We start from the raw sequence: 13002 nt of genomic DNA on the forward strand, positions 1-13002 counted from the left end.
ACTATGGGCATTTTTTTATTAATTTTTTTATTAGTTCAATTTAATTATACAATCAACCTAAATAAAATATATTAATAAAACTCAGAACTATTGAACTTAATATGGAAAATAAAAAGCACCAAAAGGTGCTTTTTTAAATGATAATTGAATGATAATAATTTTTTATATTACTATTAGGACTAATATTTAAATCTTCTTCTAAAACTTTTTTGCAAACTTGATAGGTCTTAATAGCAAATTCTCTTCTATTAATCTGATCATAACTCTTCATCTTATATAAATAAGCCCGTTCAAAATATTTATCAATCTTCAAAATTCTATTAGCTAAATTAATATTAGCCTTATATTCTTGATTATCATAATAGTAAGCCAATACTTCATCAGCCACTTCTACAAACAAATTCTCTAAGCGTTCTCTCTCCCTTATAATAAAATCACTATAAAGATCACCAGCTAAGAAATCTCCTTGATAAAGGTCAACTGCCTTCTTATAATAATTCATCCTAATTATCTCATCTCTAGCCTTATTACCTCTTTCTATTAATTCTTCAAAAGTTTTAACATCATAAAAATAGGAGAATTGATTAGATAGCCCATAAGATAATCCATTTTTAACAATAAAATAACTATCTGTCCTAGACTTTCTATCTGGCTCTAAAATCTTATTTAAACTATTCAAACTAACATTAAAGCTATGAACTGCAGATTTTTGATCTTTATCTGGCCATAATATATCACAAATTCTATCTCTAGGAATCATCTTATCGTAGTTTACTAGAAATAATTTAAATAATTCCTTAGCATTCTTCCGCTTCCATTCACTTGAATCAACTTTATATTTATCTCGATATAATTCTAATCTTCCAAAAGCCTTAATCTTCAATGAATATCCTGGAGCCCGATCAAAGGAAGCTAAATCAATCTTCTTCAATATTTTATTAATATATTCACTTTCAATATTATTTTTCTTCGCTTCAATTAGCATCGGAATGATTCTATTTGGATCTCTAAAGCCAAGCATAGAAGACTTAATTAGTAATTCCTCACAACCCCCTTCTTTAATGATTTCTAAGCCTTGCTGTAAATATTTATAACAAGATTCTTTATTTTCATCTTTATAATTCACTAATGCCAACAACAATAAGGTTGAAGCCAAATACATTCTATTATTTAAACTCATTAACTTATCTTTAGATTCCTCTAAATAATAAGAGCAACTTTCTCTATCACCTTTAAAGTAACAGCTAGTAGCTATTACCCTTGAAATCATACTACTTAAAAATTTATAGTTTCTCTCCTCTAATAACTTTAAATCTTTTAGACAACTCTCTATACTCTGCCCACCTTCTCCATAAAAAGAATCAGCAAGAAGTGATTTAGCCCTTAATTCAAACTCATGCCAGAAAAGATTGAGTTTTTTGCTATCTAATACAGCTTTGAAGTTAAGATAACTATTCTTCAAATCTTCATATCCTTCTAGCCCTAAGAACTCATAAACATTGCTCAGATAATAGTTGAAAAATTCTTCTATCAGCTCACCTCGATTTGAGTTTTTATTCCAAATATACTCTAAAGCCTCATACTTCTCTCCCCTGATTAGTCTAATCACTACTGGCAAAGTGATAGTATAAAATAATCTACAATCAAAAAAGCTCTTTCCTTCTAGCTCTAGACTGTCAATTAATTCTTGGCACTGTCTGAAGTTCCCCTTAATAAGACAGATATATGCCTTTAACTCCTTATAGAGTTCTTCTTCAACTTGACTATCTGCTAGTCTCTTCTCTGCTTCTTTTAAGTTAGAATCTATAATATTCTCTATAATCTCTAAATATAAGAGCTCTCTTCTTTCCTCCACAGAAAAAGATTCTTTAAATTTATTTAGCTTATCTATATATACTAGCAAATTCCTAGACATTAAAAAGGAATATATCTTAGCAATTTTAAATAAGACCTTGATCATAAGTTCATCCTCTTCATTCACTAACATATCTTCAGCCTGCAAATAGATTCTAAGTGCATTATCAATTTCATCCTTCTTAAGATAAAGGTCTCCTTGGTAGATGAGCAATCTAGGATTTGAAGCTATCTTATCCTCTGGAAGATGATCTAAACACTTCTCTAATAGATTAAATTCTTCATTTGCTAACCATCTATCGGAATTTTTATTGATTAAATTTATTATTTCTTTATCTTCTTCTGTATCTAAAACATGATAGGCTAAATCCTCATAAAAGTTTAGATCTTCATATACCTCTCTTACTTTCTGTTGTGAAAATTTCATATCATAGAGGTTATTGGCCTCTTCTCTTAAAAATGATTGAAAGATATTATGATATCGAAATATATTCTTTTCTTCTCTATAGATAAATACTCCTCGATTGATCAGTTCTTGAATTATCTCTTGACTATTATCTATCTCTAATAATTTATTACATATATCAGTATTAAGGTTTCTTAAAATTGATGTCTTTAAAAGAAATTCTTTTAAAGTTGGATCACCTGATAATTTGTCCAAAACCTCATACTTTAAATAAGTAAATATCACCTTAAAACTGGCTTTATCATTCAAAATTTTCTCTAACCCAACTCCCTCTTTAATCCTCCTAGCAATCAAATCAACAACTAAAATCCAACCTTCACTAATCTCTTTGATCTGTCTAATCTCACTTTTTGAAAGGCACAACTTATACTCTGATAAAAATAACTCTTCAATCTGATAACTATCTAGTATAAATTCTCTATCTTCAATTTTCATTGCCTTAGCCATTAATTCCCAATAATCAAACTTTGGATAATTAATATAGCCTTGATTGATAATTATTAAATGAAAATTCTTTTCTAACATATCTATAAATAATTCGAAATAGCAGCAAAAATCATCACTTAAAGAAATTAACTCAAAATTATCAACTATTAAAAATATATCTTTTTTAAGTTCTGCTAATACTTTAATTAAAGATTCTATAAACTCTTCTCCCTGAATTTCACCAGCTTTAAATTGAGTTATGATCTTTTTAGCTCTTTCAAATTTATCCGCATAATCAAACTCTAAAAATGATACTATATTTTCCCAAAATTCAAAAATACCCGTTTTACTCTTTAAACTATACCAATAACTACTCTTAGGGTAATTCTTGTGGAAAAATTTAGCTACCTGCTTTGTCTTTCCATAACCCGACTTACCCTCAATTAGGGTTAATGAATATCTTGGAATCTTCTTTAAATTTTCTATTATCTTCTTATTTTCCCAATGATTATTTCCTCCTGGCAAATAAAGCTCTGCTCTGTTTATCATATTAACCCTCCCCACTACTTTCTCTAACAATCAATCCTAATAAAAACACAATTTACATATATAACCATCAAATTTCTACATTTATCTACTTTTATTATAACAAAGATTGCTTTCATAACTATTACATATCACTTACAAAAGCTTTACAAAATTGAATTTAAAGAGAACTGTCATAAAGAAACATAAGTCGACAAAATACTCCTAACACAAAAAAACCACCCTTTCAGGTGGTTTAATAAACATATTTAATTCAAAAAATATTCTTCTACCTCTTTAGCACTTACTGGTTTAGAAAAGAGATATCCTTGACCTATATTACAACTATTATTTCTCAAAAAAGATAATTGTTCTCTAGTTTCAATACCTTCAGCTATGATACTAAAGTTTAAATTATTCCCCATATTAATAATAGTCTTAGCTAAAACCTGCTTTTTAGCTTTAGTTACTAGACCATCAATAAAGGACTTATCGATCTTGAGACTATCAATCGGTAGATCACTTATAATATTCAATGATGAATATCCTGTTCCAAAATCATCAATTGAAACAGTTACACCTATCTCTTTTAATGCAATTAATTTATGATTTAGGTCACTTACATTTCTCATTATATTCTCTGTTATCTCTATCTCCAAAAATTCCGGTTTTAGAGATGTTTCTTCAATTACTTTTTTTACACTATCAACAAAATCATCTTCTTGCAACTGTCTAATCGATACATTAACAGCTACACGAATAGGATCAAAACCAGCATCTTGCCATCTTTTATTCTGTTCACAAACTGTACGCAGTATCCATTTACCCATAGGAACAATTAATCCTGTCTCTTCTGCTATTGGTATAAACTCAACTGGAGATATCATTCCTTTCCTAGGGTGCTTCCATCTAATCAAGGCTTCAATTCCAGTTAATTTCTCTGTACTTAAATCAAATTGGGGCTGATAGATCATAAATAGTTCATCATTTCTGATGGCTTTTTTCAGATCATTCTCCAACTCTATCTTATTATAATATCTCTTCTCTATTTCACTATTATAAAACTTATAATTTCCTCCTACTCTCTTTTTAGCTTCATACATGGCTATATCAGCATGTTTTAGTAAATCTTCTAAATCCTCTCCCCCTTCTGGATAGCTACTAATCCCTATACTAGCAGAAGTAGCTATGCTATTTCCTCCTACCATAAAGGGATAAGAAATCTTGTCAATTATTCTTTGCGATACTTTTTTTATTATAGCTTTAGATTCTTCTTCCATTAGAATAATAAATTCATCTCCACCTAATCGTGCTACAATATCCTTCTTTCTAACTGAACTCTTTAACCGTTTTGCTACTTGCTCAAGAAAGATATCGCCTGTATTATGGCCTAGAGTATCATTGATTAATTTAAATCTATCTAAATCAATAAATAAAATATTAAAGTTCTTTATCTCAGCTTTAGATATCAACTCTTCAATATAATTATAGATATAATATCTATTGGGCAATCCAGTTAACTGGTCATGATTTGCAATATACTCAATCTTATCCTTCATATCTTTCTCTTCTGTAATATCCTTGGCTATACCGTAAACACCCACTAGCTCATTATTAGCTTTCATAGGAAAGACCTTCACAGCTAAATCTAAACTTTTATTCTCCTTATTTAAAATACGACATTCAAAACTTTGTGCTTCTCCATTAAGGGCTTTCTGATAATAGCCCCATACTTCCTTACATTCCTCTTCAAAGACTAAATCTTCAAAACTCATCTTTAATAGTTCTTCTTGATTATATCCAGTTAACTTTTGTGAAGCAGAGTTAACTGAGGTAAATTACCATCAGAATCAGAGGCAAATACTGAATCAGGATTATATTCAAATAAAGATTGAAAACGTTCTTTATTCTCTTTAATACTATTCTCTATCTCTTTTCTTTCTGTAATATCTTTAAATACTGTAATAATCACTTCATCACCTGAAATATTAGTAATTTGACAAGCTAACTCTACTAATGCCTTATCACCATCAGCTCTATCAATCTCTATCTCGTGCCAATCTAAATCCCCATCATCATATACCTCATTTATCCTATCTATTAGCACTTGATTATAATCTGCTGATATAAAATCAAATACCGACCTACAAATTATATCTTCTAAAGATTTGACTCCCAAAGTATCTAGAGCTAATTTATTAGCATATAGAATTTTCTTCTTTTGGTGAATTAAGATTGGTTGAGGAATTGATGCTATTAAATCTCTGTAAGTCATATTTTCCTGCCTTAAAAAAAGGATACATTCTCTCATATTACTTATACTTCTAAACTTCTTATCCTTCTTCATCAGATCCCACCTCTTTCTCGTGTGCAAATATTATAATTTTAATCTATATTAATACCATAAAATTTCTGATATTTAAATTCAACCTTTAACTCAACCATTGTTTTCAATGTGATTTTAAACCATATTGACCAGATTATTCTAAACCATATTGTCAAAATAAAAATAAGGCCCAGGAAAAATCCTAGACCTTATCTTCCATAAATACTAGTTCATAGATTATTAGATGTAAACTAAATTTGATAATCTTATTTTAATTCAAATCTTTTTAAATATGCTGATTGATAAGTTTTCCTAAATATTCCTACACACATACTTAAGCAATTTCTCCTATAATGAAAAATCTTCATTAACTTCAATTTTTGTTAAATCTCTACTTTAATAATAAGTAAATATTTTGATGCTTAAAATATCAAATATTAAATTTTATCCCTGTTAAATCTATTAAAATATTCCTTCTATAGCTCTTTTTATAATCACTAGTACTAAAAATTTTATTAGTAGGGAGGTTTAGTCAACTAATCTAATATAAATTATAGATTGGAAGACTATTTAAATTGGAATCCAAACGATAATAGTTATCGTTCTTGATTAAATTATACTACTACTTTCCATCATTGTCAAGATTATTTATGTATTTCTTGTCGAATTTTGAGTTTTTCTTCTTTGCTTATTTTTTTTAGTGTCAACTTTTACTCCTAAAGATCATATATTAGCTAAAGATTAGTAGACTTCATTAAATAATGATCATGGATAAGTAAGGAGTAAATAAGTTAACTAGTTATTCCTTACTGCAACTTTACACCCAAATTAAAACTTTTTATTTACAAAATAACAAAAAGAGCCTATTCAGGCTCTTTTAGAGTGTTATCTCTTGATAGTATCCTTCTATCTCTTGATTAGGTGATATATTCAATTCCTCTGCTAAAATTTCTTTACATCTTTGATAAGTCTTAATTGCATAGCTACGAAGATTAAGTTGATTATAAGACTTCATCTTATATAAATAAGCAGCTTCATAGTACTTATCCAACTCTAAAGCTCTATCTGCTAATTCTATAGATTCATTATAATCACCATTCTGATAATAATAAGCAATGAGATCATAACTTATCTCCAAATACATCTGTTGTAACTTCTTTCTCTCTTTAATTATCTCTTGATCATATAAATCTCCAACAATAAAGTCCCCTTCATAAATATCTAGAGCCTGTTGATAGTATTTTATCTTTATTAACTTACTATCAGCTTGCTTACCTCTCTCAATTAATTCCCCAAATATGTCTACATCAGATCGATAAGTAAAATTATTAACCAAGCCATAATTATCTCTATCTTTTATAATAAAGTAAGGTTTCTCTCCAGCTTCTCTATTTGGATTTAAAACCTTATTTAAACAAGATAGATTAACTGAAAAACTCCGATAAGCATCTGCTTGCTCAAGATCTGGATATAATATCTGACAGATCTGATCCTTAGAAAGAAAATCACCACGATGAACCAAAAAGAGTTTGAATAAATCTTTAGATTTTTTACGAACCCATTTACTCTCATCAATTAACTGATTTCCTCTATAGATCTTAAGCCGTCCAAAGGCTTTAATCTTTAATGAATATCCTGGGGCCTGATCTAGCTCACTTAGATCAACTTGATCTAGGAGTCGGTTGATATAATCAACCTCCACACCTTGCTTTCTGGCTTCAAGTAATAAGGGAATAAACTCATTTGCATCCTTTGGCAGTAAATAATTTGAGCTTATAAATAAAAAGTCGTACTTTTCTTCTTTAGCAATGCTTAAGCTCTTATTAATATAATTAATAAAATTATTATTTTCCCCTTTCGCATAATAAACTGCTGAAATTAATAATAATGAATGAGCTACTAGAAAGTCATTATCAGCAACATCAAAATTTTCAATAGAAACTTTAAATAACTTTAAAGATCTTTCTAAATCCCTTTCATAATAATATTTCATTGCAATATCTTGATTGAATAATCCTATATAAAGCTTATCTTTTCTCTTTTCAGCAAATTCTAAACCTAACTCACTATACTCTAGTACCTTCTCTAAGCTACCATAAGAGACTTCACAAGAGACTATAGTTTTTAATAGTTCCACTCTATACCAAGATGCTTGATAAGGACAACTATCAATCCTACTTAATTTATTCAAATAGAATTCTTTTAATTCTTCTCTTGGCTCAATATAGAAGAACTCAGATACCTGTGCCAAATAATACTCAGCAAATAATTTAATTATATAATTGTCCTTTTCTAGCTGCTTTAAAATATATTCTTGAACTTCATAAAAATTCCCTAAAAAGAAATTTAGAAAAATAGGTATTAATAAAGTAGTATAAGTATATAGCTCTTCAATAGGTTTATCAATCTGATTTAACACTTTTTTAGCACTTCTAAATTTACCCTTAGTAAATAATAAATTAGCTAATAATTCATTATAATACTTACTACCTTCCAACTTAGCAATTAACTCTGTTGCCTTCTTATTATCTCCCCTAATAATATTTGAGATTACTCTTAAATAAATCAACTTTTCTCCTTCAAATTCTGATAGTTGACCTTCAAATTCCATTAACTCTTCTACATAATCTAAAAGCTTATTGGAATTAAAAAAAGCATAAACTTTAGCAACTTTAAAAAGAGCTCTCTTTAAATGCTTTCTATCTCCACTTCTGCGAAATAAATCTTCTGCTTGCTGATATTTAGCTAAAGATTGATATGGATCATTTTTTGACAAGTATAAATTACCTTGATAGAGGTAGAGAATAGGGTTATCATCAAAATCTTCTTCATCCAAATAAGTAAAAACTTCTCTTAAGACTCTATATTCTTTGTAGATTAATTTTTCTTCATTTTTTGCCATAATATCAAATAATTTATCTTTATGATTAGCTTCACAGCAATAATAAATCGCTTCTTTAATCATCCCTAATTCTAAATAAGTATCTATTAAATCACTATAATCAAATTCACTATAAAGCTGTTTAAATTTATCCTTTAAGAAATCTCTAAACAAACTATAATAACGATAGCTTTCTTGATCTATCTTCTTTACTAGCCCAAACTTATCATTGATAAAATTTATAATCTCTTGACTATTATCTATCTTCAAGAAATGATTACAAATCTCAATATCCAATTCTCTTAACAGAGAGGTCCTCAATAAAAACTCAATTAAACTTTTATCATCTAATTTTCCAAGTACTTGATAACTAAAATAAGTATCTAATACTTCAAAGTTACTATAGTCATTAAGAAATTCTTCTATATTATCTCCATCATAAGCCTTCGCAATAATATCAACTGCTAACAGCCAGCCTTCACTCTTATTATATATCTGCTCTAGCTCAGATTTTGAGAAATCTAAATTATACTCTAACAATAATAACTCCTTTAACTCTCCTTGATCTAGAATAAATTCATCCTCTTTAATAAACTGCGCTCGCCCTATAACATTCCATCTATCTAATTGTGGAAAACAGAGGTCTTCTCTTGAGATCAGTACTAAATGAAAAGAACTAGGCATTAAATTTATAAAATAACTCAAACTATTAATTATCTCTTGATTATCAGCAATTATTTCAAAGTTATCAATTACTAATAATAGATCATTGTTAAAGTTATTAAAGATTACTTCTACTAAATCATTGATTATATCCCTAATATTTAATTGACCTTGCTCACAGTCATTTATAATCTCTTCCATATCTCCTTCTAAATTATCATTATAAAAAATAGTTGCTTTAATGATCAATTTCCAGAAGAGCTTAGTATTTAATTCAATGTCATCACTCAAATTAAGCCAAATAAATTCCTTACTAAAATTATTGGTTATAAAATTAGACAAACTACTTGACTTCCCAGTTCCAATTCCTCCTTTAATAATCGTCAAAGGATAACTCTTGATCTTAGTATATTTATTATGTAAATCTTTATCATACCATTTATTAAAGTGATAATTAGGCCTTATAAAATACTTATTTGTATTATTCATTACTCCCTCCAATAGTATAAAACAATAATACTGCTCCTTTATTAATAGTTCTAAAAATCATTATATTTCTAATTAATATTATCATAGCTATAGAAAATTTTATAATAATCTCATTTATATAATAATATATCTTACTTACATAATAATTACAAAAATAATTTTATAGCTACAAATAAAGAAGAAGAGCTATATAGCCCTTCTTAATTACTTTATTAATTTATAATATTCTTCTATTTCAGAATTTGGTTTGATACTTAGGCAATTTAACAGATTATCTTTACATTCTTCATAAACTTCAATCGCTAAACTAATTAATCCTAACTGCTTATATGATTTCATCTTATATAAGTAAGCACTCTCATAAAGGGAATTTACCGCTAAAATCTTATTAGCAATAGTAATACTAATACCATAGTTTTCTCTTTTATACTCATATTCCATAACCTGATGGCATATCTCTAGATATAGTCTCTTCAACCTCTTTCTCTCTTTAATTATTTTAAAATTATCCTGATCCTCATTTAGAAAATCATCTTGATATAGATTTATAGCTTGTTTGTAATAGTTTATTCTTATTACTTCCGCTTTAGATTCTTTTGCTTTATCAATTAGTTCTTCAAAAAAAGAAACATCATATAAAGTAGAAAAAGTATTAGAAATTCCATATAAGTTGCCATCTTTTCTAATAAAGAAAGGTAATTCTCCTCTCTTTCGATTTGGTTCTAATACTTTATTCAAACTACTTAATGTTACTGAAAAATTAAGCTTAACCTTATCTTCACCCTTGTCAGGCCATAATTCAGTACAGATTAATTCTCTAGATAATAGCTTACCATAATTAAGCAAGAATATCTTAAGCAGCTCTTTGGCCTTCTTCCTCTTCCACTCTTGCTCCTTAATTTCTTCATTACCACGATAAACCTTAAATCCTCCTAAAGCCTCTATCTTAATTACATATCCCGGTGCATGATCTATTTCTCCTATATTCATCTTAGAGAATAATTTATCAATATACTCCACCTCTATTCCTGCTGCTTTTGCCTTTAATAGTATTGGCAGAAATAGATTAGGGTCTGCAGTTAACGTAAAATTTTTCTGTAAGAATAGAAAGTCAAACTTCTTTCTTCTACATATTTTGAATAATTCTCTTGCTGTATCTTTAAACAGATCATTATTGCCTTTCTTATAATTAATCAATGATAACCAAGCTAAAGGCCTACATAAGAACAAATTGTTATTTAATTCAGAGAACTCATCTCTGATATCTATCAATAGCCTTTCAGCTTTATCTATATTGCCATTGAAATAATAAGAAATAGCTGTGTAATACTTAAATATACTGATAAAAAATAGATCATTTCGTTTCCTAGCATGTTCTAAACCTTCCTTTGAATATGAGATAGCTAATTTAATATCTCCATTAAATAAATCCCAAACTATTAAATACATCAGTGAATGAAATCTATGAAAAGAATTTCCCACAAATAAATTTTCATTATTTTCTTTTAATAATTCCATATACATTTTTTTTAGATCTATTTTAATAAAAGGAGCTAATAGAAAGGACTGTATCAAATAGAAATCTCCAAATTTATCAACAAAAATATTAGCTTTTATAAAACCATTTAATATATAATTTTGTAACTTGTACATATTACCTTTAAGTATATTAATTAATGCTGAGAAAACAATCGTATTATAGAAATGATAATCAATAATTTTTCTTCTATTATCCTGATCTAAGTATAATTCTATTTTATGCAAATCACCTCTAATAAAAGATATATGGGCCTTTATCTCTTGAAGAACATTACTCTCTACATCAATATCTAGCGCTTCTTCCTCTACTTCTATTAGATCACTTGTAATTACTTTAATTAAAATATTAAACTTTTTATACTGTTGTCGATCAGCTTGAGAAAAGAAAGTCTTATACTTATCTAAATCCTTCATATAATCTATAGATTTATTAGAATTAGTAAATATCAATAACTTGATCATCTTCTGCAAAGCCTTAATTATACCTTCTATATCTTGACCTTCTCTAAAAATATCTAGTCCATATTGATAATTGCACATTGCTTTCTTTATATTTAAATTATTGAAATTCAAGCAACCCTTGACCAAAAACAAATATGGATTCTTCAATAAGGTATCCTTAGATACCTTATTCTTAAATAAATTTCTTAAAAGATCACTTTCCTTCTCTATTAAATAATCAGAATTGTCAACTATTAAATCAAAAACCTCTTGTTTATTAAAGTTAGAGGTGTGATAAAACATTCCTTGAATATCATCAAACTCAGCATAAGCATTTCTAGCTTCTTTTTCTAAAGCTTCATAATCATAAAGATCTTTGGCCATTGATTTTAAAAAGCTCCTTAATATATTATTATATTTATATCTCCCTTCAGAAATTTCTTTAACAAAGCTACATTCAGAATTTAATCTTTCTAAAAGTTCCTGGCTATTACTTATGCCTAGCATTAAATTACATATTTTTAAGTCTAACTCATCTAAGATCGATGTCTTAATTAAAAATTCTACTAACAAAGGATTATCCGCTGCAAAGTCTCCAGATAACTCTTCTTCAAAATAATCAAATATAACCTTAAATACATCTCTACCTTCAATAATTAAATCTAAATTCTTCTTAGTTTGGAGATTCTTAGCCAATAAATCTACTGCCAATAGCCACCCTTCAGTCTTTAGATAAAACTCCTTTAAATTTGATGGAGAAAGTGAAAGATTATACTCCCTTATCAATAACTTATCTAACTGTTTCTGATCTAAAGCGAAATTCTCTTCATCAATTACTTGTACCTTATCTTTAATAATTCCAATTGATACTTTAGGCCAATTAATAACCTTTCTAGTAATAAACACTAAATGAATATTATCAGGAATCCATTCCACAAATAAATTCAATGATTCTATAATAACTTTATTATTTAGCAAATCTAAATAATCAAAAACAATAAAGATATCATCAGCTAAACAATCAACAAAAGCATTACTTAACTTTTGGATAAATACTTTAATATCTAAATTATTTTTAGATAACTCAGCTAATAGTTTCTTCTTTCTCTTAATAAAGTTATTATCTACTTTGATAGCATTAATAAAATCTATCCAAAAAGAATGTAAATTAGTTTTATTATCTATCAAATACCAGCTTACTCTCTCTATACCTTTTTTTTGAAAGTAAGTTAATAGACACTTCCTCTTTCCAGAACCGACTTTAGCTTGAATAACTGTAAGAGGATAGTCTTCAATCCCATTATATTTATTATAGATATCACTATTATGCCATTCACTAAAAGTAAATTTTGATAACTCTGATTTAAAATCAATGCTTAGCCCATTCACTTA

At 27.8% G+C, this 13002-nt stretch carries 5 protein-coding genes and 1 pseudogene; all 6 read right to left on the reverse strand.

Translation table 11 applies throughout. The features are described 5' to 3' along the window. Window positions 1-133 precede the first annotated feature (133 nt). The 6 genes and pseudogenes from OREMA_RS0108855 to OREMA_RS0108870 all read right to left on the reverse strand — a co-directional run bounded on the left by OREMA_RS0108855 (window position 134) and on the right by OREMA_RS0108870 (window position 12999). Window positions 134-3295 (reverse strand): BTAD domain-containing putative transcriptional regulator, encoded by a 3162-nt coding sequence (locus tag OREMA_RS0108855; RefSeq protein ID WP_018248914.1) that lies wholly within the window; start codon window positions 3293-3295, stop codon window positions 134-136. A 245-nt stretch (window positions 3296-3540) separates the two neighbouring features. Continuing rightward, window positions 3541-4896: a putative bifunctional diguanylate cyclase/phosphodiesterase gene (locus tag OREMA_RS17520; protein WP_322785789.1), complete on the reverse strand. Its 1356-nt coding sequence runs from the start codon at window positions 4894-4896 to the stop codon at window positions 3541-3543. Continuing rightward, window positions 4882-5049, reverse strand: a pseudogene (locus OREMA_RS19380) (hypothetical protein); the annotation flags it as partial. The gene OREMA_RS17520 and the pseudogene OREMA_RS19380, both read right to left, overlap by 15 nt. 26 nt (window positions 5050-5075) lie before the next feature. Further along, window positions 5076-5618, reverse strand: coding sequence for a PAS domain-containing protein (locus tag OREMA_RS17525; protein ID WP_018248916.1), 543 nt, complete (start codon window positions 5616-5618; stop codon window positions 5076-5078). Between the two features lie 856 nt (window positions 5619-6474). Next, the gene (locus OREMA_RS0108865) at window positions 6475-9630 is read right to left on the reverse strand and encodes a BTAD domain-containing putative transcriptional regulator (RefSeq protein WP_018248917.1); all 3156 of its coding nucleotides are present in this window, start codon (window positions 9628-9630) and stop codon (window positions 6475-6477) included. Between the two features lie 204 nt (window positions 9631-9834). Beyond that, a complete protein-coding gene (locus tag OREMA_RS0108870) occupies window positions 9835-12999 on the reverse strand; it encodes a BTAD domain-containing putative transcriptional regulator (protein ID WP_018248919.1) in 3165 nt (1054 codons plus the stop codon). Between the last annotated feature and the right edge of the window lie 3 nt (window positions 13000-13002).

Origin of the sequence: Orenia marismortui DSM 5156 (assembly GCF_000379025.1) — a bacterium.
Classification (GTDB): Bacteria; Bacillota; Halanaerobiia; order Halobacteroidales; family Halobacteroidaceae; genus Orenia; species Orenia marismortui.